The sequence below is a fragment of the Rhodococcus sp. 06-462-5 genome (assembly GCF_002258315.1).
Lineage (GTDB): Bacteria > Actinomycetota > Actinomycetes > Mycobacteriales > Mycobacteriaceae > Rhodococcoides.
In genome coordinates, this window is record NZ_NOYD01000018.1 from 1 (window position 1) to 26,559 (window position 26,559).

Consider the following 26,559-nt stretch of genomic DNA (forward strand, 5'->3'; position numbering starts at 1 on the left):
AACCCGCAAACGCGCGCGCATTCGCTGAACGCGCGCAAAGTAGCGACCGAATCACAGGCGAGAATGCGCGCACCTGACAAACGCGCGCGCGTTTGCGGGTTCGACCGGGGGCGGCGGTACCGGCAATGGGCGAACCGCGCGCGGGTTTGCGGGGCACCCCGTCTCGGCCCCTATTCTGGTCGGCATGCAGGCGTGGAGTTCGACGGTCGTTCAGTATCATCGCCTTCGGAACGATCTCGCGGTGATCAGACTCGAAGGCGACGCGGTGCCGTTCACCGCGGGCCAGTCGGTGTCGGTCACAGTTCCGCAGAACGCGGCGCTGACGCGGCGATACTCACCCGCGCTGCCGCCTTCGCGAGACGGCAAGTTGGAATTTCACGTTCGAGCCGTTCCTGCCGGTTGGGTGAGCGGATCGATCGTCAACGAGACGCGGCCCGGTCATGTGTGGCAGATCAGCGATCCGCAGGGCGGTCTGCACGTCGACGATTCGGGGCGCGATGTCGTCATGATCGCGGGCGGCACCGGCCTCGCTCCGTTGCGCGCGATTCTGCTCGACCTCACACGTCTCGAACAGCCGCCGAACGTGACGTTGTTCGTCGGAGGTAAGTCGCCTCGCGACCTGTATGCCGGCGACATGCTGTGGCTGATGGCGGCGGAGTTCCGGTGGTTGACGGTAATACCCGTCGTCGATCAGTTGCACGAGCCGTGGGCGTCGGATCGATGGAACGACCGCATTCATGCCGAGATCGGTTCCAGCGCATCGTTCTTCGAGCCGGAGCATTGTTGGGAGGGCAGTGTGGCCGATGTCGTCGCCACGCAGGGGCCGTTCCCGGATCGCCAGATTCTGGTCTGTGGCTCGCCGGGAATGGAAGCAGCGACCGTCCGCGCGCTCGTCGAGATCGGCACCCCGCTGGACGCCATTCGCCGCTGAACGCCCAGAAATCAGGGCAGCTGCAGAATCCGTCGCAGATGCGCCAGGTCCTCGGCCGATATCGTCGTGAATTCCGGCGGCGGGGCGTCGGCGATCGCTCGGGCCTTCTCGGCGAGGAGGCGTCCGGTGTCGGTGAGTCCGATGATGCGGCGTCGGCGATCGGTGGGATCTTCGGTGCGGACCACCAATCCGCGTTTTTCCAACTCCCGAACGTTGAGCGAGACGTACGGCGCGTCGGAGGCGAGGATCTCGGCCAGCTCGGTGACCGTCCGATCGCCGGTGAGCAACTTGGTCAGCAGCTTGGCTCGCAGGAAACTCATCCCGGTCGCGTCGGCGACGGCTCGTCGGGTGTCGTGCTTCTCGAGCATCAGTGCACGCATCTCGCGCCAGACGTGCGCTGCATCCCCGGTCATACGAGCACCGGTTGGTCGATTCGATCGGCGGTCGCGCGGGCCCATCGGCCGGTGGTGACCACTGCGAGCACCGTGACGACCACGCCTGCGCCCGCGATGACGAACCACGCAGGAACTGCGGCGGCGGTGAAACCGTCGGAGATCTCGCCGACGATGCTCGCCGTGACGATGGATCCGACGACGGCGACGCCGAGCGACTGGCCCACCTGCCTGCTCGTCGACGCGATGGCGGATGCCACTCCGGCCTGACTGCGCGGCATTCCGGACACCGCGGTGTTGGTGATCGGGGCGTTGACCATGCCGAAGGATATTCCGAAGATCACGTACGCAACGGCCAGCCACGCGAACGACGTCGTCGGAGTCAGTCGGGTGAGCATCAGCGCCGAGGTCACGAAGCCGATTCCCGCAACGAGCAGCGGTAGGCGCGCTCCCAGGGTGCCGACGATGCGACCGGAGATCGGCGCGAAGATCAGTGTCATCAACGCCATCGGCAGGGTGTAGAGACCGGCGTGCAGTGGTGAGTATCCGCGCACGTCCTGCAGGTAGAGGGTGTTGAGGAACAGGAATCCGCCGAGGGACGCGAACGCGCACACGGCGATCACCGTCGCTCCGCTGAAGGGCGCGCTCCTGAAGAACTTCAGTTGGATGAGCGGTTCCTCGATGCGCGACTCGACCACCAGTAGTCCGACGAGAGAGCCGACGGCGACGGCACCGGTGAACACGATCAGCGGCGATCCCCACCCCTTCGCGGGACCTTCGATGATGGTGAACACCAGCGACGCGAGGAACGCGAAGATGAGGAACTGGCCGGCCGGATCGAACTTGCGTGAGTGCTCGGCCTTGGATTCCGGGACGAATTTCAGGGTCATCGCCAACGCGAAGATCCCGACGGGGACGTTGATCCAGAAGATGGACTGCCAGCCGGCACCGGTGACGAGGATGCCGCCCAGCGCTGGGCCGGCCGACATGGAGATTCCGACGACGGCACCCCACATGCCGATGGCTCCGGCCCGTTCTTTCGGATCGGTGAAGGTGTTGGTGATGATCGACATCGCGACGGGATTCATCATCGAGCCACCGATTGCCTGGAGCATGCGGAAGGCGACGAGCCAGCCGAGCGACGGTGCGACGCTGCACAGCAGGGAGCCGAGGACGAACGTTCCGGTGCCGATCAGGAAGAAGCGCTTGCGGCCGTACTTGTCGGCCATCGAGCCGCCGAGCATCAGCAGAGATGCCACGACCAGCGTGTATGCGTCGATGATCCACTGCAGACCCGAGACCGACGCGTCCAGATCTGCGCGCATCGACGGCAGCGCGACGTTGACGATCGTGTTGTCGGTGCTGACGAGAAACAGGCTCAGGCAGCAGATGCCGAGCACGAGATACCGGTGTCGTCGAGTCAACTCGGCCACGTTCACCTCCGTGATAATGCTTGTATATATATAACTATTACATGAGTACTCCTAAATTGTTCGACGAGCAAGTGAGAAGCGGGCACGGCGCGCCCGATAGGGTGTGTGTCACAGACTTGCTCGAACCCGATTGCTCGCTGAATGGAGAACAACAGTGGCTTCCGAGATCGCACCAGGCGACCTGGTTCAGGCGTCCGGGCACGCCGGCCCGTGGAAGGTGCTCGAGATCCGTCAGGGTCTGGCATTGCTCGAGCATCACGACGGTCATCGGTTGTCGGTACGCACCACCACGGTCGAGGTGGTGCGGAAGGCGTCGAGCAGTGAAGGTTCGGCTCGGCAGGCCGAGACGGAGACCGACAGCCCTTCACTGTTCGACGAGAGCTGACCTACCTCCCCTTACCGTCTACGGCGTACTTCTGGCGTAGCGACTTCGAGATCTGCTTGTACTCACGCAGCTTCTCGCTGCGTGCTCGGGCATCGTGCCTGGAGGTGGCCCAGGCGTTCTCCCGCAACAATTTTCGGTAGTTGCCCAACCGTCTCTCGGTGAGCTCACCTGCATCGACGGCGGCAAGGACTGCACATCCGGGTTCGTGTTCGTGCGCGCAATCGCCGAATCGACACGACGCGGCGAGTTCGTCGATGTCGGAGAAAGCGCTCGTCACAGCGTCTTCCGATCCCTGGACGCCCACCGAACGCAGACCCGGGGTGTCCAACAGCACCAGGTTCGAAGAAGGAATCGGCACCAACTCCCGATGCACGGTCGTGTGCCTGCCTTTGCCGTCGCCCTCGCGGGTCGCCCCGGTGGCGAGAACCGAACCACCCAACAGGGCGTTGCCGAGTGTCGACTTTCCCGATCCCGACGGCCCGATCAGGGCGACCGTGCCGTGCAGATGTGCTGCCAGCGAATCGATTCCGCCGTCCGAGACTGCACTGGTGCTGCACACGGTGACGCCAGGCGCGGCGGCGAGCAACAATTCTTCGGCGACGCTTCCGCTGTCGGTCTTGGTGATCGCGAGAACGGGAACAGCGCCGCTGCCCCAGGCGAGGGTGATGTAGCGCTCGACGCGTCCGAGGTCGAGGGCGGTGTCCGACGCGACCGTGACGACGACGGTATCGACGTTGGCTCCGAGAACCTGTGTGTCGGATGTGGTTCCGGCGGAGGCGCGTTCGATGGCCGTCCGGCGGGGGAGGATGGCGATCAGCCGGAACGATTCTCCGTCGAGTGCCACCCAATCCCCTGTGCAGGTGCCGCCACCTGTGCATCGAGCGATTCCGTTCTCGGTGACCGCGTCGAATCCGCCGCGGTCGACGCGAACGACGCGGGCGAGAACTGCGTCGTGAGATAGATTTTCGAACTCATCCAGCCAATGCTGATCGAGGCCGTAGTGAAGTAGAGAAGACATGCGAGGGTTCCTTCGGAGAGGAGTGACGTGGGCTCGGGTGTGCGCTCGTCCAGGTGGCCACGATGCCCACCTCCTCACTGTTGGAATACACAAAAAGAAACCGTCGACGGCAAAGTTACAGCCGTCGACGGTTCGAAGGAAAGCGAATTTATCGGGTGAGGCTGGTGCCCTCCGCCGGCGCTGCGAGCGCGGTCAGGAAGGAGCGGGCCCAGCGATCGACGTCGTGGGCGAGAACCTGCCTGCGCATGGCGCGCATCTGACGCTTACCGGACTCCGGCTCCTGCTCGAGGGCTCCGATGATCGCGTCCTTCACGCTGTCCAGGTCGTGTGGGTTGCACAGGTATGCCTGGCGCAGTTCGGCTGCGGCGCCGGTGAATTCGCTGAGCACCAGCGCGCCACCGAGATCGCTGCGGCAGGCCACATACTCCTTGGCGACGAGGTTCATGCCGTCGCGCAGCGGAGTGACCAGCATGACGTCGGCGGCGACGAAGTATGCCAGCAGGTCGTCGCGGGGGATCGGTCGGTGCAGGTAATGCACCACGGGGTGGCCCACCTGGCCGTACTCGCCGTTGATGCGGCCCACCTGCTGCTCGATTTCACCGCGCATGGCGACGTAGCTCTCGACGCGTTCACGGCTGGGCGTCGCCAACTGCACGATGACGTTCTCGGCCGGATCGACGCGGCCCTCTTCGAGTAGTTCGCGGAACGCGTTGAGCCTGACGTCGATCCCCTTGGTGTAGTCCAGGCGATCGACGCCGAGCATGATGCGCTTGGGGTTGCCCAGATCCTTGCGCAGTTGCTTCGCGCGATCACGGACGGCCTTGGAGCGCGACTTGGTGTCGAGGTCACCGGAATCGATGGAGATCGGGAACGCGCCGACTCGCACGGTCCGGAAGCCGACCTGCACGACGCCCAACTTGGACCGCACTCCGACGGTTCCGCGGGACGTGGTTCCACCGGCGAGGCGTCGGGCGAGGTAGAGGAAGTTCTGGGCACCGCCGGACAGGTGGAAGCCGATGAGGTCGGCACCGAGCAGTCCTTCGACGATCTCGGTGCGCCACGGCATCTGCATGAACAGCTCGATCGGCGGGAACGGGATGTGCAGAAAGAACCCGATGGTCAGATCGGGGCGCAGCATCCGCAGCATTTTCGGCACGAGCTGGAGCTGGTAGTCCTGGATCCAGACCGTCGCGCCCTGCGCGGCCGCCTCGGAGGTCTTCTCGGCGAAGCGGCGGTTGACCTCGACGTAGGCGTTCCACCAGTCGCGGTCGTACTCCGGCTTGACGATGACGTCGTGGTAGAGCGGCCACAGTGTCGCGTTGGAGAAGCCCTCGTAGTACTGGGTGTATTCCTTCTCGCTGATCGTGACCGGACGCAGCTGCAGGCCGTCCTCGACGAAGGGTTCGACGTCGACGTCCGAGACGCCGACCCACCCCACCCACGCGCCCTTGTTGGCACGCAGAATCGGTTCGAGAGCGGTGACCAACCCGCCAGGGCTTCGCTTCCATCGTGTGCTCCCGTCCGGGAGCTTTTCCAGATCGACCGGCAACCGGTTGGCTACGACGACAAAATCCGAACCCTGCGAGGCGTCAGCCACAACTGTCCAATCCGCTTGTAGATCCTTGGGTAAACAGTCCTGCGAAGAGTGTCAGTCGGTCTTCGCTACGGGATCTATACCCAACATCGACAGCAACATGCGGCATTCGTCGGCATCGGTCGCGTAGGCCGCGACGACGCGCTGAGCCTGGCTGGCCGTCTCGTATTCGAGTGGGACGATGTCTTCGTCGGCGATGTCGTTGTCGGTGGAGGTCTTGGCAGGCATGGTGTTCTCCGTACTCTCTGCTGGGCTTACATGGTGTTCGTTGGTCCCGACTCTATGTAAATGTGGCACCCCATCGCCAGTTCCCGATGCCCTAGGCTGCAGCAAATGACCGTTTCTGTGCCGCTCCGCCGTGCTCGGACAGTGGTGGAGGTGCCCTCTCCGGCCACCGGCTCCGCAATTCTGCGTCGCACCGTTCGACGGCATCGCACCCGCCTGATCGTCTCGTCGCTGCTGTTCGGGGTGCATCAACTGTGCGAAACGATGGTCCCGGTGGCGATCGGACTGATCGTCTCGCGGGCCATCGACACCGGTGATGTGACCGCGATGGTGCTCTCGTTGGTCGGTCTGGCGGCCTTGTTCGTCACCCTGTCGTACGCGTGGCGGATCGGTGCCCGCATCATCGTGGTCGCCATCGAGCGGGAGGCGCACCTGGTGCGCGTGGAGGTCGCCGGTCGCGTCCTCGATCCGCGGGGTGTGCGTACCGAGTTGTCGGCGGGTGAGTTGCTGACGGTCTCGACGTCCGACGCCGAGAAGGAGTCCTGGATTCTCGATCTGATCGCACGGGTCTTCGCGTCCGCGGTGGCGGTCGTCGCGTCCGCCGTCGCGCTGATCGTGATCGACGTTCCGCTCGGTCTCGCCGTCGTCATCGGGACACCGGTCATCCTCATCGCGCTGCAACGACTCGCTCCGTTGCTCACCCGTGCTGCCACCGCGCAGCAGGCCGAGGTGGCCGGGGTGTCGGGTATGGCAACCGATCTGGTCAGCGGTGTCCGGCCGCTTCGCGGAATCGGTGCCGAGGATGCCGCGACGCAGCGATTCGTGACATCGAGTCGAACAGCGTTGGCTGCGACTCTGAAGCTCGCTCGCGCGAACAACGTCTATCAGGGCCTGTCGGCAACGGTCAACGCGTTGCTGGCCGTCGGGATCGCCGGTACCGCCGGGTGGTTCGCGCTGCAGGGCCGGATCTCGGTCGGTGAGTTGATCACCGTCATCGGCCTCGCGCAGTTCGTCATCGAACCTCTCACCGGATTGTCGAAGATCCCCGGCGTGGTGGCGATGGTGCGCGGATCCGCCGATCGGCTCGCCCTCGTACTCGGTGCGGAACACGTTCTACCGCAGTCCGAGTCAACGGTTCCGGTAGACACAGATCTTGCCGTCGACGACGTTCGGTTCCGATCGCTCGACGGTCTCACGTTCAGCACCGAACCGGGCGAGATGCTCGGCGTGGTCACGTACCGGCCGCAGGACGGGGAAGCGCTCGCTACGCTGCTGTCCGGTCAGATCTCCGACGCCGACTACACCGGATCGGTTCGTATCGGCGGCATCACGGCGGGAGAGATCGATCTTCGATGCGCCCGAGAGACCGTGCTCGTCGAACCCCACATCACCGACCTGTTCGCGGGAACCGTCCGCAGCAACGTCACCGCAGGCCGGGAGCGGCCCGACGCCGAACTCGACGTCGTGCTGCACGCCTCCGCGGCCACCGACGTCGTCGAATTGCACGAGGCCGGTCTCGACCACGCCGTCACCGACCGCGGAGCCAGCCTGTCCGGCGGCCAACGCCAGCGAGTGGCGTTGGCGCGCGCACTATCGGTCGACGCACCGGTCCTGGTGCTGCACGACCCCACCACGGCCGTCGACGCCGTCACCGAGCACGCCATCGCCTGCGGCATCGCCGAACTCCGACATACCGAACGAGGCTCGCAGACAACGATCCTCATCACCACGAGCCCCGCGTTGCTGTCGGTGACCCATCGCGTTCTCGTCGTCGACGACGGTCGCGTCGTCGCCGAGGGCACGCACCACCATCTCGCGTCCTCGGACGCGCAGTACAAGGACGCGGTGCTGCGATGACCACCCCCGAACTTCTTCCCATCGCCACCGGTGCTCGCTCCGGTCGGTGGCTGCTCGAACAGCTGCGGCTACGGAAAGTTCGCACCGCGGTGACGCTGCTGCTCGGCGCGGTTGCCGCGGCCATGTCGCTGGTACCCGTCTACGTGCTGGGTGTTCTGGTCGACCGTGTCCGCGACGGTGCCGACACGTCGACGATCATCGGTGTCGTCGTCGTGATCTCGGTGGCCGCGGTGATCGGCGGCATCGTCACCGGTTTCAGCGGATATCTCATCAGCACTCTCGGTGAGGGCATTCTCGCGTCTCTGCGCGAGGCCGTCGTGCGCCGCGCGCTGCACCTGCCCGTTGCCACGTTGGAGCGAGTGGGCAAGGGCGACCTGCTCTCCCGGGTGGGCGACGACGTCGCGGTGATGGCCAAGTCCATCGGTGAGGTGATCCCGCAGCTCGTCGGCGCGATCCTGCTCGTGTGCCTCAGCATGATCACGATGCTCGGCATCGATTGGCGGCTCGGCCTGGCCGGGCTCGTCGCGCTGCCGATGTACGTCCTCGCGCTGCGCTGGTATCTGCCGCGCTCGGCACCGAAGTACGCAGCCGAACGCGTCGCGATGGGCGAGCGAGCGCAGTCGTTCGTCAGCAGCATGCAGGGCGCGAAAACCGTTCGCGCATACGGACTCGAGTCGGCGCACCTGAGCGAGATCGACAGAGCGTCGGCGAAGGCCCGAGACATCGGCGTCGACGTGTTCCGCCTGTTCACCCGATTCGGATCACGGAGCAACCGCGCCGAGTGCGTCGGACTGTCGGTGATCCTGCTGGCCGGATTCCTGCTCGTGCGAGGCGATTACGTCACCGTCGGCGAGACGACAGCCGCGGCGCTGCTGTTCCACCGCCTGTTCAATCCGATCGGCACCCTGCTGTTCACGTTCGACGACATCCAGTCCGCCGGTGCGTCGTTGGCCCGGCTGGTCGGCGTCATCGACATCCCGGACGAGCGACCGGTGGGCGACGGCTCCGTGCCCGCCGACGCCACCTTGGACGTCACCGATCTGCGGCACGAGTACGAGTCCGGGCACGAGGTGCTGCACGGGGTGAACCTGAGGGTCGGTGACGGCGAGACCGTCGCACTCGTCGGATCCACCGGTGCAGGCAAATCCACGATCGCGGCGATCGCGGCCGGTTCCATGGCGTCGACGGCGGGGACGGTTCGTGTCGGCGGAGCATCACTGGATGCGCTGGGCAGCGACGGGTTACGACGACACGTGGCGATCGTCAGCCAGGAGGTCCACGTGTTCGCCGGCCGATTGATCGACGACGTGCGGCTCGCCGCCCCGGCTGCCGGTCGCGACGACGTCGAAGCCGCACTGCGCACCGTCGGAGCCTGGGCATGGGTCGAGGCGCTCTCGGATGGCCTGGACACCGCGGTCGGCGAGGGCGGGCATCAGTTGACCGCGGCCCAGTCGCAGCAATTGGCCTTGGCGCGACTGGTTCTCGCCGATCCGGCCGTCGCCGTGCTGGACGAGGCCACCGCGGAAGCCGGCAGTTCCGGTGCGCGAGACCTCGAGGCGGCGGCCGAGGCCGCGACCAGGGGCCGCAGCACGTTGATCGTCGCGCACCGGCTGACCCAGGCTGCTGCCGCCGATCGTGTGGTGGTGTTGGAGCATGGCCGGATTCTGGAGCAGGGTCCGCACGAGGAGCTGGTCGCCGCCGGTGGACGCTACGCGCAGTTGTGGGAGGCGTGGCAGGGTCGCTGATTGATGTAGGGATTTGCCTAAAGCTATTAGGTTTGGTTACGGTGTCCTCGAACGAATGAGGAGGCCGGTATGGCACGCGCAGGATTGACCGCGCAGCGCATCGTGGAAGCAGGAGCGGATCTGGCCGATGAGGTCGGTTTCGATCGCGTCACCGCCAGTGAGATAGCCAGACGCTTCGACGTCAAGGTGGCGAGCCTGTATTCGCACCTGAAGAGCGCGCACGAGTTGAACGTCGGGATCGCGCTGCTGGCGTTGGAGGAACTAGCAGACAGGGTGTCCGAGGCCCTGGCAGGCCGAGCGGGCAAGGACGCGTTGGTAGCCGTCGCCGATGCGTATCTCGACTATTCGCGCGAACATCCAGGTCGATATGCAGCGACGCAGTTTCCACTCGATCACGAGACCGCTCTTGCGAGTGCGGGAGTGCGTCACTCGGCGATGATGAAGGCGATTCTCCGCGGGTACGACCTCGGCGAAGAAGATCAGGTACACGCAGTTCGATTGCTCGGCAGTGTCTTTCACGGCTACGCCAGCCTCGATGCGGCCGGCTCGTTCGCCCACAGTGCTCCCGACTCGCAGCAGTCCTGGGTCCGCATCCTCGACGGAATCGACACACTCTTACAGCACTGGAGGCAGTGACATGGAACCGATCTCCGAACGCGACATCAGGTCGTCGTTCGTCAACTCGTCCAAGGGTGACGCCGGTCGGCTCTCCCTTCCCGAGATGTTCGACGCGGTGCCGTGGGACGATCTCGACTTCTTCGGTTGGGTCGATCCCAAGCTCGCCGGGAGGAGCTACATCGTCGTTCCCTCGGGGGACCGCCTGCGCGGAATCTCGTTGCGCTACAAAGTCGGTGGGCCACGCACAGCACAGATGTGCAGCATCTGCCTCACCACGCACGCCAACGGTGGAGTGTCGTTGATGGCCGCCGCGAAAGCCGGAGAATCCGGCAGACGCGGCAACACGGTGGGCACCTACATCTGCTCGGACCTCGCCTGCTCGCTGTATGCACGCAAGAAGAAGACCCCGGCGCTGGGCCGTCAGTTCAAGGAGGACTTCGACGTCGAGACACGAACCGCAGCAGTCGAAGACAACATCGCCGCGTTTCTCGCTCGGGTTCTCGATTGATCAACTGATGGTGTGTACTCGGATGCCGGCGTCCTCGGGGTCGATGTCGTCCCGCAGCACGAATCGCCTGTCGTAGTCCCCGCCGTTCTGGGTGCGGTAGGGGATGGCCCGGTCGGTGGGCAGGCTCTTCAGTCGCTGTAGCAGCTCCGATTCTGCTGCAGCGTAATCGGTTTCGGTCATCCGGTCGGCGCTCGCCACGAGAACGGGCGGCAGTACGGACATCCCGGTGTAGAACAGGATGCCGTGCTGGATCGGATACAGCATCTCGTCAAGATCGCCGTTGATGCCGCGTGGGGAGACGGTGTGTTCGCTGCCGCCCATGCTGACGACGACCATCGCACGCCTTCCGGCGAGCATGCCGTCGCCGTAGCGCCGCGACCGGCCGTCCGCACGTTTGATGCCGTAGCCGAACCCCTCGACGAAGACGCGATCCACCCAGCCCTTCATGATCGCGGGCATCGAGAACCACCACAGCGGAAACTGCAGTACGACGGCATCGGCCCGTAGCAGCTTCTGTTGCTCGGCCACGATGTCCGGGGTCTGGGTGCCGGCCGCGAGTGCCGAGCTCGACGCGGTCGCCACCTTGAATCGCTCTGCCGGATCGTGGTCGTAGTCTGCCGGCCGGACCACTGGATTCCACTGCATCGCATACAGATCCGATTGTTCGACGGTATGGCCGTCGGACCGGAGTTGTTCGAGGGCTGCATCGCGCAGGGAACCGTTGAGGGAGCGGGCGTCTGGATGGGCATATACCCACAGGATGTTCATGCACTCGATCCTGGGCTACGCCGCCGTCCGGAACCAGTGGCATGAAAGACAACATGTGAAAGAATTCGGCCATGACGCATCGCATCGCGGTCTATGTGCGCGACGGCCTTCTCGCCATGGAGTTGGGCATCGTGCATCGTCTGTTCGGGCAGGCCCGGTCCGATTCCGGCGATCCGCTGTACGAGGTGATCACCTGCACCGACGTGCCCGGTCCGATTCGCACCGACTCCGACGTTCGGATACTCGTCGAGCGGGGGCTCGACGCCGTGGCCGATGCCGACACCGTCATCGTGCCGGCGTCCGACGCCGACTACGCGTCCGATGGCACTGTCTCCACCTTGTTCGAAGGGTTGTCGACCCAGAGGTTGGCGTCGATCTGTACTGGGTCGTTCGTGCTGGCTGCGGCAGGGCTGCTCGACGGCAAACGCGCCACCACCCACTGGAAGTCGGCCGCTTTATTCGCCGAGCTGTATCCGCAGGTGTTGCTCGATCCCAACGTGCTCTACACCGAGGACGGCAATGTACTGACCGCGGCTGGGGAGGCGTCGGGAATCGACCTGTGCCTGCACATGATTCGGCAGGATTTCGGAGCGGCAGTGGCGAATCGCGTGGCACGCGGGACCGTCGTTCCACCCCACCGCAACGGTGGTCAGGCGCAATACATCGACACTCCGGTGCCGCGGACGCACAGTACGTCGACGGCGGCCGCGCAGGAATGGGCTCTGCGCAATCTGAGATCGACCCTGTCCGTGGAGGATCTGGCCCGGCATCAGGCGATGAGTGTGCGGACGTTCTCACGCAGGTTCGTCGCCGAAGTCGGTGTCTCCCCGGCTCGATGGATCGTGGCGCAGCGCGTGCAACGAGCGCGAGAGTTGCTCGAGAATACGGACCTGACCATCGAACGCATCGCGCACGACACGGGATTCGGCACGGCAACGTCGCTGCGAAATCAAATTGCTGCGGAGCTGGGTGTCTCGCCGAGCGCGTATCGGGCGACATTCAGAGTGGGCAGTTGACTCGCCTACCACACGCCTCCGACAGGTTAGTGTTCACGAATAGCTAAGCAGAGCAGTAGTTTTCGGTTTAACTATGATTGTCAGTCGAACGCGCGTTCGATACACTTGCTTCCATGACGACGGAGATCTGGCAACTGAGCGAGAGTGAACTACTCGCCGAATCTGCCGCGGTCTCCCATGAGATTCAGTTGTTGGAGGCCCGGCGGATTGCCCTTGTCGCCGAGATCGACACCCGCGTCTCACGGGAGAAGCTCGGGTTCCCTGGACCTGCCGGCTGGCTGACCTCCACCACCCTTCTCTCGCCGTCCAAGGCCACCAAGATCGTCGCCCTCGCCCGCGGACTGAAGAACTTCCCCGACATCGCCGACGCCGTGAACACCGGAGTCATGTCCGTCGACCACGCCGCGTTGATCCTCACCTTCGCCGAAACCCCACCGAAGGACCTCCCGGAAGAGGGGCGCGTTATGGCCCGCAAAGCGATGATCGCCGCCGCGACCGGGCCCGAAGCGCGCACCGGCCGGATCCGGGCAGCGATCACCAAGCTCGAGGACGAGTTCGGCGGCAAGACCCCACCCGCCGAGGACACCGACCGCAACGAATTCTTCGCCTCCAAGACCTTGAACGGGCGGTTGGTACTCAAGGGAGATTTCGATGCGATCACTGGCGAGAAGCTGCTCACCGCACTCTCGCCGCTGACCGAACCCCGCCCCGCTGCCGACGGCACCGAGACACCCAAAACCGGAGACGATCGCAGCCCCGCCAAGCGACGAGCCGACGCCTTCGGGCACATCCTCGACCACTACCTTGCCTCGAGTGATCGACCCATCGAAGGCGGTGAACGCCCGCACCTGAACCTGCACATCAGCCTGCGCGATCTCACCGACCTCCGCGACAGTGCCGACACTGTCGATGACATCGCCGACGACGAGAACACCCGCGCTGCAGACGAATCCGATGACGACGGCCGCCCTGCCACGGATCGCGGCGCATACAGGGACCTGTTCGGTGACGGCACCACCGTCGGGTGGCTGCCCTGGATGGGACCGCTCTCGCGCAACACCTCCCGCCAACTCGCGTGCGATTGCATTCTCACCGCCATCGTCATGGACGAGAACGGCTCCCCGATCAACCTCGCCCGCACCGCCCGCACCGTCACCGCCAAACAACGCAAAGCGCTCATCGCCCGCGATCACGGTTGCGCGTTCCCCGGCTGCGGAAAACCCGCCGCCTGGACCGAAGGACATCACATCTGGCACTGGGGCGACGGCGGACCCACCGACATGAACAACCTGGTTCTGTTGTGCGGATTCCACCACCGACTCATGCACCACAGTGACTGGGAAGTGTTCATCGGCGTCGACAACCACCCCTGGTTCATCCCACCGGCAACCGTCGACCCCTACCGACAACCCCGACCATCCCACGCCCGAGCTGGCCCCCACATCGCTTAACCATCGACATACAGACCAGCCCCGCACCGAGAACACGGTGCGGGGCTGGAAGAGGTTGGCCGTGAGCCTGATTCGAGCTGTCAGTCCTTGTTCTTCTCCGCGATGAACAGTTTCTCGATGCGCTCCGCCTCGTCCTTCTTGGCGGCGGCTTCGTCGGAACGCTCAGCCGCTTCGGCCAATTCGGCCTCGGACGGCGCTGCGGCCAGCTTCTCCTGCTTGTCGACCTGAGCCTGCTGAGCCTTCTTGCGATCCTCGGCTGCCTTCGCGGTGGCAGCGGCCTGCTCGTCGGCCTTCTTCTTGTCCGCAGCTGCCTTGCGCTCGGCGTCCTGGGCGGCCTCGCGCTTGCGCTGCTCGGCCTCCTGGCGGGCGTCACGTGCAGCTTCCTGGGCTGCGGCGTCTGCTGCGCGGCGATCCTTCTCGGCGGTCTCGCGAGCGATCTTCAGTTCGTCGTCGGCCGCGGCCTTCTTGGCCCGAGCCTCGGCGTCTAGGCGCGCTGCCTCGGCGCGGTTCTCGGTGCTGTCGACGAGAGTCTCGCCGCGGTCGGCGAGGCCCTTGTCTCCCAGCAGGTTTCCGACGGCGCGGTCCAGCGATCCGAGCGTGTGCTCGTACACCAGGCGCGCGGGTGACTCCGCATTCATCTTCTCGACCACGTTGGTCTCGATGAGCTGCAACGGAATTCGAGCGATCTTGTACTGAATGCGAAGAATGGTCATCGGTATGGCTAGGACACTCATAAGCGAAACTCCTGTTTTGCGGTAGTGGTTCAGGCCTGGTTGCGGAGCTCTTCGGCCTTCTTGCGATCGGCTTCGGCCTGACGAAGTGCTTCCTGGTGCTTCTGTGCGGCCACCATCTCGTCGGAGTCCGCTGCGGCCTGCTCGACGCGTCGCTCGTCCGCGGCCTCGATCTGCTCGGCGGTCGCGTCGACCTCCGCAGCAGCGCGCTCCTGCGCCACTGCCTCTCGCTTCTCCTGTTCGGCGGCGGCCACCTGGGTCTGGCGCACACGGTCAGCGTTGGCCTCGGTGACCGCGGCGTTCTCTTCTGCGGCTTCCCGACGGCTCTCCGCCGCGGTACGCACGTCGGCCAGTTCCTCGGCGGCCTCGGTGGCCTGCGCCTCGGCGACCCGCTCCGTGGCGTTGGCCTCCTTGCGCTCGCGGGCCTGTGCGGCCTGCAATTGGCCCTCGGCTGTCAACGAGTCGTTGCCGGTCACCGCACCCGCGACCTCTTTGGCCTTGCCCTTGATTCCGTCGAGCAGTCCCTTGCGCGCTTCGCCCGCTACGTTCTCGTCAGTCATGTAACACCAGGTACCCACTGACTGTTCGAGTAACCCCACGTCGGTATCGGACGATACGATCGCCGACGAACGAATCAGCAGTAAGGAGACGTATGCCAATCGCCAAGATCAACGGCATCGACATCAACTACCAGGTCAAGGGCAGTGGAGACCTGGTCGTTCTCGTCATGGGCACCGGCAGCCCCGGTCGTGTGTGGGAGCTGCATCAGGTGCCCGCTCTCACAGCAGCGGGTTACCGCGTGTGCACATTCGACAATCGCGGCATCGCTCCGTCGTCGGAGAGCACACACGGCATCACCATGGAGGACATGGTGGCCGACACCGCCGGTTTGATCGAGCTCGTCCGCAACGGCGACGAGAAGGCCTACGTCGTCGGAACGTCGATGGGCTCACGCGTCGCGCAGGAGCTTGCACTGAGCAGGCCCGACCTGGTTCGCAAAGCCGTGTTCCTCGCCGGCCACGCGCGAGTGGACGAGTTCCAGAAGACGCTTGCGCAGGGTGAACGAGCCCTCTACGACAAGCGTGTGGAGCTTCCCGGCACCTATTCGGCAGCAGTGACAGCGGTGATGAACCTGTCGCCTGCAACGTTACGTGATTCTCGCGGGGCGCGCGACTGGCTGGACCTGTTCGAGTTCTCCGCCTCCTCGCCGTCCGCCGGAGTGCGCGCTCAGCTGGGCATGGAGGACGATTTCGATCGAACGGCGGCCTATCGCGGTGTGGCGGTGCCGTGCCTGTCGGTCGGATTCGCCGACGATCGCATGATCCCGCCGTACTTGGGCAAGGAGCTGGCCGACGCCATCCCCGGCGCCCGGTACGTGGAGATAGCGGACGCCGGGCACTACGGATATCTCGAGCGTCCCGAGGCCGTCAATGCCGAACTGCTCGGCTTCTTCAAGGCCTGACGGCACCACGGCCCGAGCTGCGTTGCTAGGGTCGTGTGGCACCTCACGGTGCAGACTTACCAACCAAACGTTCGCGACGAGTGAGGCGAGATGAGTACCAACCCGTTCGATGACGAAGACGGACGCTTCTTCGTGCTGGTCAACGACGAAGACCAGCATTCGCTGTGGCCGACGTTCTCCGAGGTCCCTCAGGGATGGCGTGTCGTCTTCGGTGAAGACACCCGCGCCGCGTGCTTGGAGTACGTCGAGAAGAACTGGACCGACATGCGTCCGCGCAGCCTGCGTGAGGCCATGGAGGCCGACGCTGCTGCACGCGCATCCGCTGAGGGAACCCCCAGCACAGAGGCCTGAGTTCCGCCTTCTACGAAGGACTCGTACCGCGCCGCCGACGAACTGTCGGTCGGCGCGGTTCTTCTGTGCGGCGAAGCGTCGGGCGTAGTAGTTCCTCGGTGCGCGCGATGATGCGCGGTCGACGCAGGGTTCGGGCACCCCACTCGCCCAGTGTCACACCCGCGGCCAAACCGCAGCCGACGCCGAACGCCGCGAACAACGAGCTGATGCCGAGCAGTAGCTGGTCGTTGAGGATCGCGTACAGACCGCGATACAACGCCAGGCCGGGGAGCAGCGGAGTGATACCCGCGACGGCGACGATCAACGGCGGAATCAGCGCACGACGAGCCAACAGACCACCCGCGAAGCCGACGACGGTAGCAGCGATGGCGGAGGCGATGATCGGTCCCACATTGAGTGTCTGCGAGAGCAGATACACCAGCGAGCCCGCGAAGCCGCCCATGAATGCAGCCGTCAACGCACGACGTTCGGCGTAGCAGGCCAGTGCATAGAACAGTGACGCTGCCGCGCCGGCGATCACCTTGGTGGGGACCTGCAGGATGTCCGGTGGCGCCAGGTTGCTGATCTGCGGCAGATCGCTGCCGATCAGTGCCGCCAACCGCAGAGACGTCGCGACGCCGGCGATGATGCCGCCGGTCATCATCAACACCTCGAAGAATCTCGACACCGCGGTGATCGGGGCACCGGTGATCGCGTCCTGCACCGAGCCGACGAGCGAGAGCCCCGAGAGCAGCACGATCACACCCGCAGCAATGACCTGCGACGGCGAAATATCGATGTTCAGCTGGTCCTGGAAGTTGTAGAGCGTGATCGCCGGTGTCGCCGCAACGAAGCCGCCGACGACCTGCTGGAAGAAGAACGGCAGGCCCGCGCGGTTGAGTACGCGTCCGATGCGGTCGATCACCATCGTCGTCAGGAAGCTGACCACAGCCACCAAAGCGCCACCGCCGAGCAGCACACTGATGGCCGCGGCCATGCCCGACCACGCCAGCGTCGCAATCCAGCGGTTGTATGGGTGCGGGGCCTTGGTTATCTCGTCGAGTCGCTCGAGCGCCGCACTCGGCGGCACCATCTTCACGCGCACGGCGCGAATGAGGCGGTCGACCTCGGCCAGCCGCGTGAAGTCCATCGACCGGTAATGCACGATGCGCATCGTCGACGCAGGCGGCCGCGTCGGGCCGCGGTGAGCGCTGAGGGTGATCGAGTTGTACGTGACGTCGACATCGCACCGTGCGAGGCCGTACGTCGCGGCGATGAACTGCACCTGAGTCGCCGTATCCATCGCTGCCGTGCCCGAAGCCAACAGAACTTCGCCGACGCGAACCGCAAGGTCCAAGACCTCCGCAACCGACGCATCGTCGGTCAGATCGATCGGACGAAGGGGCGACGGTGCTGCGGTCGGTGTATCGATGGTGGCCCGACGCTCACCGGTGAGACGGCTCAGCGAAGCCGTCAGGTCTTGCAGGAAAGTCATGACCGTCTTTACACGTTGCTGGGGTGATCCACGGACAAGGTACCTGTTGACACTGAGTGTCCGATGAACGGATATGATTGCCTCGCTTCACTGCCTCCTTAGCTCAGCGGTAGAGCACTCGCCTTGTAAGCGAGCGGTCAACGGTTCAATCCCGTTAGGAGGCTCCATCAAAAATAGGGTCTGATCAGGCCTTTTGCGTTATCTCTAATGAGATTCATTGCCGATTAGGCGAGCTCGGTGTCACAGAATGTCACAAGTGCTTCAAAACTCGTCGGAACAGCGCCTGGTGAGTCCGTCTACTCCTTGGTGGACGGTCGCGGACGAACGCCGGTCAACTCGCATCGTCGGATGGCTCGTCGCGACGTCGGACGAGTGACTGCAGAGTGTCGGCCGCGCCCAGTAGCGCGTGGTTCTGGGAGTGGACATAGGTGCGCATCGTGAAGGCGTTGTCCGAATGCCCCAGCCATGCCGAGATCACGGCAATAGGCACACCTTGAAGGTGCAGCAGAGTCCCGCACGTGTGACGCGCGTCGTGGAGGCGTATGTCGGACACCTTGCTGTTGATGCATAGCCTGCGCCAATAGTCGCTGACCGTATCGGGATGAAATGGTCGCCCGACAGCGTCGGACACGACGTAGGTGCCGGGGCCGACGTAGCTCGAACTCTTTCGTTCCACACCCTGCAAGTGGTGCGCAGTTTCGAGTGCGGATTTGAGGGCTGGCGTGAGGGGGAGCGTGCGCTTGGACTTTTCTGTCTTCGGCGGACCCTCGACGACGCGTCCATTGACCGAGACTCGCGTGTTGTTGATTGTCAGACTGCCGGCGTGAAGATCGACATCGTTCCACCTAAGCCCGCACAGTTCACCGCGTCTTAGGCCGCTCAGCGCAAGCAACCAGGCGTGCCCGTTCCGGTCGGCCGTCGATGCTTCCAGGAGGCGTTGCACTTCGTCTTCCGTGAATGTCTGCATCTCGACGTTCACACGGGGCGCTCGGTCGACGAGCGCGGCAACGTCTCGTACCAATCGCCCTTCTCGCATCAGCCCGGTGAGGACTGCGCTTACAAGGTTGAGCATCGGATTGATCGAAGTGGCCTTCCACGGACGTCGCAGTTGGCCATCGGGTTTGACCGAGCTGCCGGCCAGTAGATCGTTCACCAGGGCGTCCAAGTGACCTTTGGTCAACTTCTGCACCGCTAGCCCGCCGTAAGTATCGCGCAGCGGTTGAAGGGCATGGGTATACGCGGCTTTTGTGGACTCACGTACGCGTCGTCCGGCAAGCCACTCAGCGCAAGCCTCTTCGATCGTGGTGGTCGAGGAGGGAACGAACGTCCCCTTCGAGACTTCCTCGAGCACCTTGGAGAGGGCTGCGCGAGCGTCCTTCTCCGTAAGAAACCGACGACGCAACTGCGTTCGCTTCGATGCCCGGGTGCCGGTGGCGTCGGCACCACCAGCGTCGACCGTCATTTGATACCGCAACTCGGTACTGCCGGTAGACCGATTGGTGACGTAAATCTTCTTGATCTGTGGCGGCAGTTGCTGCCTAGCCATCCTCTTCGTCCTGCGTGTTCATGCCCAGTTCAGTCATACGTCTGAAGAGCTCTTCCGAACGCCGTCGAGCATCCTCGTACAGATACTGCATCGACTCGATATGTTCGGTGGATTCTCTCTTGGACAATCCGTTTCGGAGCTGCACCCGGGCGCGCCGCATCGCCTTCAACGCATCGAGCCATTCACGAGTGACTCCAACGCGATCGTTCTTCGGGTCGAAGGTGTCACGTACCCACATCTCGAAAGGAGCGTCGGATTCCTCCTCGGACCAGTCGGAGCTCGGCCGCATCAGCCCGGCCTCCCCGCTGAACCAGCGAAGGGCATCGTGAGACTCCTGTTGCAGCCCTGGGAGGACCTCGACTCTTCCTTTGGGGAGGTCCGGATAGACCAGTTGCGCTGGTGAGACTCCCAGTGCCGCAGCTAGAATCAAGAGTTCCGAGACGTCCAAGCTCTTCTTGCGTCCGGTCTCCAGGTCCGCGACTACAGATCGCGAGATCCCCCACCCGAAGTCAACCGTCCTGTCGGCAAGCTTTGCTGCGGACAGAGCGGAGTGGTCTTTACCTCGGAGTCGGCGCACTTCCGAGGCGACCCGGGCAACGATTGATTCCGCCCACGACTGCGTCATGGTTACGCAGTCTAGCGGAGATTGTCTCCCCGTTGTGGGATGGCTACGTACTTGTTACTCTGTGGTGGAACCACGTGGACTGACCGGAAATGTCCTGCAAGATGTGGCGCTACTACACAATTCAGTGGAGGTGCTGAAGATGCCCAGACGGTTGCTGTCTGTCCCGGAGGCTATGGCTTGCACGGGACTTGGACGTTCCAACTTCTTCAACAAGATCGCGTCCGGGGAAATCCGGAGCGTGAAGGTCGGCAAGCGCCGGCTGATCCCGGATACGGCCATCGATGAGTACATCGAAGGTCTCGAGGCGCAATCCGACGCCAGCTCAGGCGTCGCGTGAGGCCGAGAGCCAACTGTCCCTCAGGAAACTGAAACGCCCCCGGAAAATCTCAGTGTTACCAGCACCGAGGCCGAGGGCGTCGAAACCACAACCCGTGAGGAAGGAGCTTCGCCACCGATCATAGAGCGTCTTGATAAGTCATTCAAGACATTTCGCCGAGTCACCGTTCTCCGCCCTCGATTTCGGTCAGGGACCGAGCGGGCGATGACGCATGTTTCGACCCGCGACAGCGCGGTCGAGTTCTTCTGCTCGTGCCGCACAAGCCTTGGCTACGGGACTTCCTAGCAAGGCCTGATGTGCCGCAGCAGCGTCGTTTTCTGGCAGAGCCCGACGTAACACCAGCCTGCCGCCGGCCTGTGCACCCTTTGTAAATCCTCGGAGACCGGCCCCGAGGCACCACCAGCTCGACTGATCATTGAACGGGTGGCGATACCGATTAGCCGCGCGCCCATCGAGGCGCGGGGCTATCGGGCGTGGAGCGGACAACGTGGGTGCGGAAATTGGCTGAGGGGCCATGGGGGGTCCGGAGGGAACGAACGAAGTCCCTTGTCTTTCATACGTCACCACTATGGAGGTACCAGTTGAGCTCTCGACCCATCTGCAGTGCTGACATGACCAAGTTGTCCGGCATGACGAACCGTCATTCAGGCCTCGATCTTTCAGTCCACGCCGCTCGCTTACTCAAATCCGTTGTGCACGTCGATTCCGTGAAGATCCAAACAGAGCAACATATTTGGCTACTTCAGCTCAAGCGCGGCAGTTCGCCGGTGCAGGCCGTTCCCGCTAGCGGTGCGGCGGCGTTCCGCAGAACTGACGTACCAGAATTACCCGCAAAGAGTGCCTCAGATGACTCGCTGGCGACGGGCGTCATACGTCCTGCGGTGGTTACACCTCCATTGCCCACAAAGGATGCGAGTCGAGCTTGGGATGTGTTGGTAGTAAACGCTTCTCATACCCCTGTGGCATGCATTTCGCCTATGGCACGCGACTCGCGTTTCGTGCCCTTTACCTGCAATACATCCAACCCTTCTACAGGGTGCGACTCATCCGTCGGTTCCAAGGCGTGCATGACATCCCATACCCGCAATACCGCCAGTTCGTCCCATTCATCCATGGAAAGTGAGACCCACCATGCCCGCGGACATCTTTGCGTTCTGCAACCAGAAGGGCGGCGTGGGTAAGACCACCACCGTCTTTCACCTCGCCTACGCCGTCGCCCAAGCAGGGAAGCGAGCACTCGTAATCGACGTGGATCCGCAAGGCAACGCCAGCACAGTCCTGACCAAGACCGAGTTAGAGAGCGATGAGGTCGGTGTTGCGGACGTTCTCGCCGAATCATCGAACGCGACCATCGCCGATGCTGTTGTCCCCACCATCTGGCCTGACGTAGACCTGGTACCCACGTCGCCGGGAAACGAGTCCCTGGCCTATGTCCGCGATCAATTGGTCGTCGCCGGTGCCGGCCGAGAACGGCGGCTTCGCGACGCAATCGACGTCGTACGAGGCGTGTACGACGTGGTCCTCATCGATTGCCCACCTAGCCTCGATCTGCTGACTATCAACGCCCTTGTTGCAGCGCGCGCCGCCGTAGTCGTGACTCAGTCCGCGCTGTTCTCAGCCAATGGACTCGCGCGATTGCTGCGCACCATCGATGCAGTCAAGCGCAGCTACAACCCGGACCTCGTCATGCTCGGTGCGATAGTCAACCTCCACGAGATCGCGACGATCAGCGGCCGAGAACAATTGAGCGAGATCGCCGCAAGCATCAACGTTCTCGGTGATGCCGTACCCAAGCGGGTTGTCATCAAAGACTCAATGGAAGCCCAAACCAGCCTGGTCGACTGGGGGACAACACAATCTCGCAGCCTGTCGACGATCTATCGCGACACTCTCGCGCTGCTCACGAAGGGACACCTGTGATGGCCCGGCCCGAACGTATGAAGAGCGCACTCGCCGGATCGAGCCCGGTCGATCCCCCGGAGAACTCGCGGCAGCCCCACGACACTGTTTCGTCGGCCGAGACCGGTGCGCAACCGTTACCGGACCACGCAAAACAGAAGCGTTCGTACTACCTCTACCAGTCCACCGTCGACGATCTTCTCAACGCAGCCGAAGCGCTGTCCGCAACGCCCGGCGCACCGCGGGGCCCGTCGGATCTGGTCAATGCGGCAATCGAAGACTACTTGGAGTTGTTGCGCAACAGGTTCAACGACGGTGCGCCGTTCCCGCAACGAACGGGCCCCCTCGCACGAGGACCGAGAATCCGATGAGCCGATCACATTCCGCGGCAACCCCGTTGACAACGAAGCCGTCAGACGTCGTTGCGCTCCATCCCGCGATTTTGCAGTGGGCTCTCGCGACAGCCGTTGCGCTGACAGTTGGCATCGCCGGAGCGTCCTTCTGGCTCAGTTTCGCTGTGTTGCGTGATCTCGCGGTGATGGCAGGGATAGGTCCCGGTGAAGCCTGGGTGATTCCGATCGTGCTGGACGGCGCAATCGTCTCGACAACAGTGACGGCGATTGCGCTGTCCAACCACACGGACAACCGCACCATCAAGGGCCGTCGTTTTGTCGTATCGATTTTGCGTGTCGCGGCATCGGCGTCGATTGCGGGCAACTCGTACCACGCAGTGTTGAGTGCGACTTTGCTTCCGGCCGTGGTCTCGGCGGGTATTGCCACCATTGCACCTATTGCGCTCCTTGCTATGACGGAAGTGCTGGCTGTCATCCTTCGTGCCCCCCGCGGAACCGCAGGGGAGGAGTTCGCTCCAAGTGCTGCCACAGAAGAGCCGGATTGGACTGACGCCGACTCCATCCAAGAAGGCCAAAGCCAGAGCGGGGATGACTCAGAGGGTGAAGACGGCTGGCGGGAAGAACAGGTCGACGCGGCGGACTCGTCTCGACGACCAATAGACGCCCTCACCCCGGAAGTTGCAGAGACAGCGCGGCTTCGACACGCACACCGTGAATGGTCGTGGGCACGAATCGGTAGAGAAACGGACGGCTCCGTTGCATCGACCGCGATGCGCCGATATCGGAAGTGGGAAGAAGTCACCGCCGGGATCGTCGAGGGCCGCCAGGACGGGGAATCCGAGCTGGGTGACAAGCCAGCCAGCGAGCGTGATCGGATGTTCGCAGAATAGAAGTGCTGCCGCGACATCGAGCCCTGTTGCTCTCCGTTGCTCCCGCACAATCGCCCCAGACTGTTGATGGCTGGGAGGTGGTCGCCTCGGGTGGTTCAGCGTGCGTCGAAACGTGTGCCGCCCTGGGACCACCTCCGGCGGTCTCCGGATTGAGCTTCGCTGCGCTTCGCCCTGCAGAAAGAACTATTTCTTTCGCACATCTGGCTCCGGTCGAGCTTGCAACACCCTGACCCGTCTTACCCAACCCTGACTCCGCGTTGCTCCGGCCCGATGGGCTCCGAAAACTTTTCAAAGCGCCTGCGGCTGAAAACTTTCCGGATCAGGGCCAGGACGCCGGTCCAGTGCGCCGCCTTCTCTCCTTCGAGCCAGATGACGGCGAAAGAAATTGGCAGAGCGAAAGGGCCGGGGGAGCCGGTCCCGCAACAGAAAGAGAGCCCGACATGCCGCAGAATACTTCCAGCACAGGACGACGGGCCACCGCCGCACACAACGCCCGGACCACCGGAATCGTCACCCACACAACCGTCCTGGTCTCCGGACCCCAACAGGCCACTATCACCGCCACCTCCGCAGCCACCGACGAAGCGCAGATGATCGTCGCACTAGGTCACGTCATGATGACCTTCCGCAGCGCCCAAACAGTTTCCGCAGTCATCACCGGATTCGCCACCGTCCGCGCCGCACTTGCCGGAGCCGATGGACAAGCCCCCCACCCCGCCCAACCAGGCGCAGAATTCGGGGCCGCCGCGATCTCCGTCCTGTGGCTCGACAGCCCTGAGCACACTGCGGTGCCGCATCACCGCTACAGCTCCGAACAACGCCGCACCATCCGCTGGGTAGACCTGCACATGGGACCTGTCACCTGGCGCATCACCGACCGCATCGGGTACGACACATTGATGGCCGAACTCCGACGCGTTCATCGTGCTGCCGTCGGAGTTTTTCTCGACGGCGGCCGCTACCGCCGCGACCCCGCCAAACTCCTCGATGTCTTCGACGACGTCTAGTACCACACGTTCGGCCCCAACCCCGGGGCCGAACGTCGTTTATCCACAGGCTGACTCGACATCACAGCTATCCACACCCTCTCCTGAACTGTCCCCACATCGAGCGCGTCGTTTCGGAGCTCGTGTGACGCTCGACAACAAGCAGCTGGCCGGCCACGAGCGACAAGGAACCAACGATGATCACCTGGACAGTCACCACACACCCTGAGGACAACCCCGAAATTCTGACCGCAACCGGAGCAGAACCCAATCTTCAAGTGGCAAAACGCGCCGCCGCAGATGCCGTCCGTACCGCCCTCCTCGACGCGCGCGAGCACGCATCGTCCGACAACGGCAGCCCGCCGTCCTACCTCGTCACACTCGACGGAACCTGTGCCCTCATCATCGGGCTCGGAAGCTGCAGGCCCGAGAACTACAACGCCGTCCTCGACAGCCTCGAGCAGTTCGACGGCACCGCACCACCGAACCTTCTCTACATCTGACCCACACCTCCGCAATGACGACGAACGCGGCATAGCCAAGCAAAGCGCCACCGGAATATCGAATCCAGTTCTCCCGCAACAGACCCGCGAATGGAAACGAGGCGAACAGATGACCCCATTGAGAGCAGTGGAACCCACCGACGACGACGATCACGCTGATCTGACGGACCATCCGGAGACGGCACCGGAAGCACTGGTCATCTGCGCACTGATGTGGTTGCAGGACACCGACGAGGCCGCCCGCATCGCAGCGACACTGCAGGCCAATGATTTCCATGATCCCGTGTATCGCGAGCTGTACGGCATCGTGCAGGAGCTCATCATCGACAACCTCCCACACGACCCCGCGAGTGTTCTGGGCGTCCTCGTCCGGTCGGGTGCCAGCGGACACCGCGGTGCCCGGCTGCGTCGAACACTGACCGACGTTACCGCAGCGAACGCATGCGGAGCGTCGGCGACCGACTACGCCGGCATGGTCCTGTCGGAAAGCTACCGACGTAGCTTCTACGACGCAGGGATCAGAATTCAGCAGCTCGCCGAGGAAGCGCCGGAAGAATTCCTGTTCGACCAGCTCGTCGAAATCGGAAGGGCGCAACGTGAAGCGACGAACCGCCTGAACGCCTTCCGCAGCGGCAGCACACTATGACCGCGCGGAAAGAGACAGAGTCGGGCGACGAGCGGCGTCGAGCTGCCCTCGCCTCTGCACGATTGGTCGCCATCGATGTCGCGCATCTCGATACAGGCGAAGTCGAGGACCTCGCTGTCGGGCGGGAGATAGATGAAGCGCTCGCCGCCGGCACGACGCTCAGTGACGTCGCGCGGTCCATCGGTCACACCGAGGCAGTCGCCTCAGACCTTCTGGGCAAGTTCCGAGAACTCCGAGACAGTCTCGCGGCGCGCAACCAAATCCCTCTGTTCTGAGCAACATTCAACGCACACCTCGTATTGCCGCTACAACTCGAATAGGCCGACGCCATGAATTTCATCCGCATCGACACCGACCGAGGCACCCTCTACGGACCGTCCTTCGCCGAGACTCTGACGCACTTTTTCGGACAGAACCAGCACGTCGAGTGGGAATGCCACCAGCTGACCGCAGGGTACTCCGGTGTTCGGTGCACAGTGTCGACTGCAATCCGAGTGCATCACCGCGGACAGTGGATTGTCGCAGCCAGGTCTTTCGGCTCCCGCCCGGTCGATGCGATCCCCGAGTGCGCAATGCGCTTCGGATCCAGTTTCGCTACCGCACCGTTCGATGCACCCGAGTTGCCTCGCTGGGTGTACGAGTGGGCGTATGACCTGCTGGTCTGAATTGACGGCAGAGATCGACCGGTGCAGATCGAAAGCGAACTTGCTCCAGCGCTACGGCGTTGACGCGGAGCGCTTCCGTGCACTGAGCATCTTTCGGCCCACGCCACAAGCCCGCCACGTGACGAAACTTCGACGAGATGTCAGAAGGTG

At 63.7% G+C, this 26,559-nt stretch carries 30 protein-coding genes and 1 tRNA gene; 20 read left to right on the top strand and 11 right to left on the bottom strand.

The genetic code is table 11. The features are described from left to right. Nucleotides 1–184 precede the first annotated feature (184 nt). Nucleotides 185–931 (top strand): FAD-binding oxidoreductase, encoded by a 747-nt coding sequence (locus CH251_RS12085; RefSeq protein WP_094613476.1) that lies wholly within the window; start codon nt 185–187, stop codon nt 929–931. A gap of 11 nt (nt 932–942) precedes the next feature. Here CH251_RS12085 and CH251_RS12090 read toward each other — a convergent pair whose 3' ends face one another. Next, on the bottom strand, nt 943–1,344 hold the full coding sequence (locus CH251_RS12090; RefSeq protein ID WP_179273449.1) for a MarR family winged helix-turn-helix transcriptional regulator: 402 nt from the start codon (nt 1,342–1,344) through the stop codon (nt 943–945). Then, entirely contained in the window at nt 1,341–2,756 is a 1,416-nt protein-coding gene (locus CH251_RS12095) for an MFS transporter (RefSeq protein ID WP_094613565.1), read from the bottom strand. The genes CH251_RS12090 and CH251_RS12095 overlap by 4 nt, the downstream gene beginning before the upstream one ends. 154 nt (nt 2,757–2,910) lie before the next feature. On the opposite strand from CH251_RS12095, the gene CH251_RS12100 reads away from it, so the two are divergent. Continuing rightward, on the top strand, nt 2,911–3,141 hold the full coding sequence (locus CH251_RS12100) for a hypothetical protein (RefSeq protein ID WP_094613478.1): 231 nt from the start codon (nt 2,911–2,913) through the stop codon (nt 3,139–3,141). Between the two features lies 1 nt (nt 3,142). Here the strand turns inward: CH251_RS12100 and rsgA are convergent, their stop codons facing one another. The 3 genes from rsgA to CH251_RS27480 all read right to left on the bottom strand — a co-directional run bounded on the left by rsgA (nt 3,143) and on the right by CH251_RS27480 (nt 5,981). Then, the gene (rsgA, locus tag CH251_RS12105) at nt 3,143–4,159 is read right to left on the bottom strand and encodes a ribosome small subunit-dependent GTPase A (protein ID WP_094613479.1); all 1,017 of its coding nucleotides are present in this window, start codon (nt 4,157–4,159) and stop codon (nt 3,143–3,145) included. A gap of 148 nt (nt 4,160–4,307) precedes the next feature. Further along, nucleotides 4,308–5,756, bottom strand: a complete 1,449-nt coding sequence (locus tag CH251_RS12110; RefSeq protein ID WP_094613480.1) for a trehalose-6-phosphate synthase — start codon at nt 5,754–5,756, stop codon at nt 4,308–4,310. Nucleotides 5,757–5,807: 51 nt separating this feature from the next. Further along, nucleotides 5,808–5,981 (bottom strand): hypothetical protein, encoded by a 174-nt coding sequence (locus tag CH251_RS27480; RefSeq protein ID WP_008710019.1) that lies wholly within the window; start codon nt 5,979–5,981, stop codon nt 5,808–5,810. 105 nt (nt 5,982–6,086) lie between these two features. Here CH251_RS27480 and CH251_RS12115 point away from each other — a divergent pair, with 105 nt between their 5' ends. The 4 genes from CH251_RS12115 to CH251_RS12130 all read left to right on the top strand — a co-directional run bounded on the left by CH251_RS12115 (nt 6,087) and on the right by CH251_RS12130 (nt 10,706). Beyond that, complete coding sequence (locus CH251_RS12115; RefSeq protein ID WP_179273450.1) at nt 6,087–7,835, top strand: ABC transporter ATP-binding protein; 1,749 nt, start codon at nt 6,087–6,089, stop codon at nt 7,833–7,835. After that, the gene (locus tag CH251_RS12120) at nt 7,832–9,580 is read left to right on the top strand and encodes an ABC transporter ATP-binding protein (protein ID WP_094613481.1); all 1,749 of its coding nucleotides are present in this window, start codon (nt 7,832–7,834) and stop codon (nt 9,578–9,580) included. The genes CH251_RS12115 and CH251_RS12120 overlap by 4 nt, the downstream gene beginning before the upstream one ends. A gap of 69 nt (nt 9,581–9,649) precedes the next feature. Next, nucleotides 9,650–10,216, top strand: coding sequence for a TetR/AcrR family transcriptional regulator (locus CH251_RS12125; protein ID WP_094613482.1), 567 nt, complete (start codon nt 9,650–9,652; stop codon nt 10,214–10,216). A 1-nt stretch (nt 10,217) separates the two neighbouring features. Then, nucleotides 10,218–10,706 carry an FBP domain-containing protein gene (locus tag CH251_RS12130; protein ID WP_094613483.1) on the top strand — a complete coding sequence of 163 codons (489 nt, stop codon included), beginning with the start codon at nt 10,218–10,220 and terminating at the stop codon, nt 10,704–10,706. Here the strand turns inward: CH251_RS12130 and CH251_RS12135 are convergent, their stop codons facing one another. Beyond that, the gene (locus CH251_RS12135) at nt 10,707–11,474 is read right to left on the bottom strand and encodes an NAD(P)H-dependent oxidoreductase (RefSeq protein WP_094613484.1); all 768 of its coding nucleotides are present in this window, start codon (nt 11,472–11,474) and stop codon (nt 10,707–10,709) included. It lies immediately after the preceding gene. A 71-nt stretch (nt 11,475–11,545) separates the two neighbouring features. Here CH251_RS12135 and CH251_RS12140 point away from each other — a divergent pair, with 71 nt between their 5' ends. Both CH251_RS12140 and CH251_RS12145 read left to right on the top strand, forming a co-directional pair. After that, a complete protein-coding gene (locus CH251_RS12140) occupies nt 11,546–12,490 on the top strand; it encodes a GlxA family transcriptional regulator (protein ID WP_179273451.1) in 945 nt (314 codons plus the stop codon). A gap of 113 nt (nt 12,491–12,603) precedes the next feature. Beyond that, nucleotides 12,604–13,941 carry an HNH endonuclease signature motif containing protein gene (locus CH251_RS12145; RefSeq protein ID WP_094613485.1) on the top strand — a complete coding sequence of 446 codons (1,338 nt, stop codon included), beginning with the start codon at nt 12,604–12,606 and terminating at the stop codon, nt 13,939–13,941. Between the two features lie 80 nt (nt 13,942–14,021). Here CH251_RS12145 and CH251_RS12150 read toward each other — a convergent pair whose 3' ends face one another. Next, a complete protein-coding gene (locus CH251_RS12150; protein ID WP_094613486.1) occupies nt 14,022–14,675 on the bottom strand; it encodes a hypothetical protein in 654 nt (217 codons plus the stop codon). Between the two features lie 29 nt (nt 14,676–14,704). Beyond that, nucleotides 14,705–15,232, bottom strand: a complete 528-nt coding sequence (locus tag CH251_RS12155; RefSeq protein ID WP_094613568.1) for a general stress protein CsbD — start codon at nt 15,230–15,232, stop codon at nt 14,705–14,707. Between the two features lie 92 nt (nt 15,233–15,324). Between CH251_RS12155 and CH251_RS12160 the strand changes: the two genes are divergently transcribed. Both CH251_RS12160 and CH251_RS12165 read left to right on the top strand, forming a co-directional pair. Beyond that, on the top strand, nt 15,325–16,134 hold the full coding sequence (locus CH251_RS12160; RefSeq protein WP_094613487.1) for an alpha/beta fold hydrolase: 810 nt from the start codon (nt 15,325–15,327) through the stop codon (nt 16,132–16,134). 90 nt (nt 16,135–16,224) lie between these two features. Beyond that, the gene (locus tag CH251_RS12165; protein WP_008710007.1) at nt 16,225–16,485 is read left to right on the top strand and encodes an MbtH family protein; all 261 of its coding nucleotides are present in this window, start codon (nt 16,225–16,227) and stop codon (nt 16,483–16,485) included. A gap of 10 nt (nt 16,486–16,495) precedes the next feature. Here CH251_RS12165 and CH251_RS12170 read toward each other — a convergent pair whose 3' ends face one another. Then, on the bottom strand, nt 16,496–17,959 hold the full coding sequence (locus CH251_RS12170) for a threonine/serine exporter ThrE family protein (RefSeq protein ID WP_094613488.1): 1,464 nt from the start codon (nt 17,957–17,959) through the stop codon (nt 16,496–16,498). Between the two features lie 92 nt (nt 17,960–18,051). Between CH251_RS12170 and CH251_RS12175 the strand changes: the two genes are divergently transcribed. Beyond that, a tRNA-Thr gene (locus CH251_RS12175) sits at nt 18,052–18,126 on the top strand. A gap of 164 nt (nt 18,127–18,290) precedes the next feature. Here the strand turns inward: CH251_RS12175 and CH251_RS12180 are convergent. Together CH251_RS12180 and CH251_RS12185 are read right to left on the bottom strand one after the other, a co-directional pair. Next, a complete protein-coding gene (locus CH251_RS12180; protein WP_032392282.1) occupies nt 18,291–19,505 on the bottom strand; it encodes a site-specific integrase in 1,215 nt (404 codons plus the stop codon). Continuing rightward, the gene (locus CH251_RS12185) at nt 19,498–20,130 is read right to left on the bottom strand and encodes a helix-turn-helix transcriptional regulator (protein ID WP_032392283.1); all 633 of its coding nucleotides are present in this window, start codon (nt 20,128–20,130) and stop codon (nt 19,498–19,500) included. Before CH251_RS12185 ends, CH251_RS12180 begins: the two co-directional genes overlap by 8 nt. 124 nt (nt 20,131–20,254) lie before the next feature. Here CH251_RS12185 and CH251_RS12190 point away from each other — a divergent pair, with 124 nt between their 5' ends. The 9 genes from CH251_RS12190 (at nt 20,255) to CH251_RS12230 (ending at nt 26,409) form a co-directional block, all read left to right on the top strand. Beyond that, on the top strand, nt 20,255–20,467 hold the full coding sequence (locus tag CH251_RS12190) for an AlpA family transcriptional regulator (RefSeq protein WP_230074464.1): 213 nt from the start codon (nt 20,255–20,257) through the stop codon (nt 20,465–20,467). A 1,131-nt stretch (nt 20,468–21,598) separates the two neighbouring features. Further along, nucleotides 21,599–22,387 carry a ParA family protein gene (locus CH251_RS12195; RefSeq protein ID WP_032392284.1) on the top strand — a complete coding sequence of 263 codons (789 nt, stop codon included), beginning with the start codon at nt 21,599–21,601 and terminating at the stop codon, nt 22,385–22,387. Continuing rightward, entirely contained in the window at nt 22,387–22,737 is a 351-nt protein-coding gene (locus CH251_RS12200) for a hypothetical protein (protein ID WP_032392285.1), read from the top strand. Before CH251_RS12195 ends, CH251_RS12200 begins: the two co-directional genes overlap by 1 nt. Further along, nucleotides 22,734–23,609 (top strand): DUF2637 domain-containing protein, encoded by an 876-nt coding sequence (locus CH251_RS12205; RefSeq protein WP_032392286.1) that lies wholly within the window; start codon nt 22,734–22,736, stop codon nt 23,607–23,609. Before CH251_RS12200 ends, CH251_RS12205 begins: the two co-directional genes overlap by 4 nt. 440 nt (nt 23,610–24,049) lie before the next feature. Next, nucleotides 24,050–24,616, top strand: coding sequence for a hypothetical protein (locus CH251_RS12210; RefSeq protein ID WP_032392287.1), 567 nt, complete (start codon nt 24,050–24,052; stop codon nt 24,614–24,616). 176 nt (nt 24,617–24,792) lie between these two features. Further along, entirely contained in the window at nt 24,793–25,098 is a 306-nt protein-coding gene (locus tag CH251_RS12215; RefSeq protein WP_032392288.1) for a hypothetical protein, read from the top strand. Between the two features lie 109 nt (nt 25,099–25,207). Beyond that, the gene (locus CH251_RS12220; protein WP_032392289.1) at nt 25,208–25,744 is read left to right on the top strand and encodes a DnaB-like helicase N-terminal domain-containing protein; all 537 of its coding nucleotides are present in this window, start codon (nt 25,208–25,210) and stop codon (nt 25,742–25,744) included. Continuing rightward, nucleotides 25,741–26,019 (top strand): hypothetical protein, encoded by a 279-nt coding sequence (locus tag CH251_RS12225; protein ID WP_032392290.1) that lies wholly within the window; start codon nt 25,741–25,743, stop codon nt 26,017–26,019. The genes CH251_RS12220 and CH251_RS12225 overlap by 4 nt, the downstream gene beginning before the upstream one ends. A gap of 54 nt (nt 26,020–26,073) precedes the next feature. Then, nucleotides 26,074–26,409: a hypothetical protein gene (locus CH251_RS12230; protein ID WP_032392291.1), complete on the top strand. Its 336-nt coding sequence runs from the start codon at nt 26,074–26,076 to the stop codon at nt 26,407–26,409. Nucleotides 26,410–26,559: the final 150 nt, after the last annotated feature.

What these genes read in the sequence shown, in the direction of transcription:
- CH251_RS12085 (WP_094613476.1), top strand. Translation starts at nt 185, where the DNA reads ATGCAGGCGTGGAGTTCGACGGTCGTTCAGTATCATCGCCTTCGGAAC.
- CH251_RS12090 (WP_179273449.1), bottom strand. Translation starts at nt 1,344, where the DNA reads ATGACCGGGGATGCAGCGCACGTCTGGCGCGAGATGCGTGCACTGATG.
- rsgA (WP_094613479.1), bottom strand. Translation starts at nt 4,159, where the DNA reads ATGTCTTCTCTACTTCACTACGGCCTCGATCAGCATTGGCTGGATGAG.
- CH251_RS27480 (WP_008710019.1), bottom strand. Translation starts at nt 5,981, where the DNA reads ATGCCTGCCAAGACCTCCACCGACAACGACATCGCCGACGAAGACATC.
- CH251_RS12115 (WP_179273450.1), top strand. Translation starts at nt 6,087, where the DNA reads ATGACCGTTTCTGTGCCGCTCCGCCGTGCTCGGACAGTGGTGGAGGTG.
- CH251_RS12120 (WP_094613481.1), top strand. Translation starts at nt 7,832, where the DNA reads ATGACCACCCCCGAACTTCTTCCCATCGCCACCGGTGCTCGCTCCGGT.
- CH251_RS12125 (WP_094613482.1), top strand. Translation starts at nt 9,650, where the DNA reads ATGGCACGCGCAGGATTGACCGCGCAGCGCATCGTGGAAGCAGGAGCG.
- CH251_RS12130 (WP_094613483.1), top strand. Translation starts at nt 10,218, where the DNA reads ATGGAACCGATCTCCGAACGCGACATCAGGTCGTCGTTCGTCAACTCG.
- CH251_RS12135 (WP_094613484.1), bottom strand. Translation starts at nt 11,474, where the DNA reads ATGAACATCCTGTGGGTATATGCCCATCCAGACGCCCGCTCCCTCAAC.
- CH251_RS12140 (WP_179273451.1), top strand. Translation starts at nt 11,546, where the DNA reads ATGACGCATCGCATCGCGGTCTATGTGCGCGACGGCCTTCTCGCCATG.
- CH251_RS12145 (WP_094613485.1), top strand. Translation starts at nt 12,604, where the DNA reads ATGACGACGGAGATCTGGCAACTGAGCGAGAGTGAACTACTCGCCGAA.
- CH251_RS12150 (WP_094613486.1), bottom strand. Translation starts at nt 14,675, where the DNA reads ATGAGTGTCCTAGCCATACCGATGACCATTCTTCGCATTCAGTACAAG.
- CH251_RS12155 (WP_094613568.1), bottom strand. Translation starts at nt 15,232, where the DNA reads ATGACTGACGAGAACGTAGCGGGCGAAGCGCGCAAGGGACTGCTCGAC.
- CH251_RS12160 (WP_094613487.1), top strand. Translation starts at nt 15,325, where the DNA reads ATGCCAATCGCCAAGATCAACGGCATCGACATCAACTACCAGGTCAAG.
- CH251_RS12165 (WP_008710007.1), top strand. Translation starts at nt 16,225, where the DNA reads ATGAGTACCAACCCGTTCGATGACGAAGACGGACGCTTCTTCGTGCTG.
- CH251_RS12170 (WP_094613488.1), bottom strand. Translation starts at nt 17,959, where the DNA reads ATGACTTTCCTGCAAGACCTGACGGCTTCGCTGAGCCGTCTCACCGGT.
- CH251_RS12180 (WP_032392282.1), bottom strand. Translation starts at nt 19,505, where the DNA reads ATGGCTAGGCAGCAACTGCCGCCACAGATCAAGAAGATTTACGTCACC.
- CH251_RS12185 (WP_032392283.1), bottom strand. Translation starts at nt 20,130, where the DNA reads ATGACGCAGTCGTGGGCGGAATCAATCGTTGCCCGGGTCGCCTCGGAA.
- CH251_RS12195 (WP_032392284.1), top strand. Translation starts at nt 21,599, where the DNA reads ATGCCCGCGGACATCTTTGCGTTCTGCAACCAGAAGGGCGGCGTGGGT.
- CH251_RS12200 (WP_032392285.1), top strand. Translation starts at nt 22,387, where the DNA reads ATGGCCCGGCCCGAACGTATGAAGAGCGCACTCGCCGGATCGAGCCCG.
- CH251_RS12205 (WP_032392286.1), top strand. Translation starts at nt 22,734, where the DNA reads ATGAGCCGATCACATTCCGCGGCAACCCCGTTGACAACGAAGCCGTCA.
- CH251_RS12210 (WP_032392287.1), top strand. Translation starts at nt 24,050, where the DNA reads ATGCCGCAGAATACTTCCAGCACAGGACGACGGGCCACCGCCGCACAC.
- CH251_RS12215 (WP_032392288.1), top strand. Translation starts at nt 24,793, where the DNA reads ATGATCACCTGGACAGTCACCACACACCCTGAGGACAACCCCGAAATT.
- CH251_RS12220 (WP_032392289.1), top strand. Translation starts at nt 25,208, where the DNA reads ATGACCCCATTGAGAGCAGTGGAACCCACCGACGACGACGATCACGCT.
- CH251_RS12225 (WP_032392290.1), top strand. Translation starts at nt 25,741, where the DNA reads ATGACCGCGCGGAAAGAGACAGAGTCGGGCGACGAGCGGCGTCGAGCT.
- CH251_RS12230 (WP_032392291.1), top strand. Translation starts at nt 26,074, where the DNA reads ATGAATTTCATCCGCATCGACACCGACCGAGGCACCCTCTACGGACCG.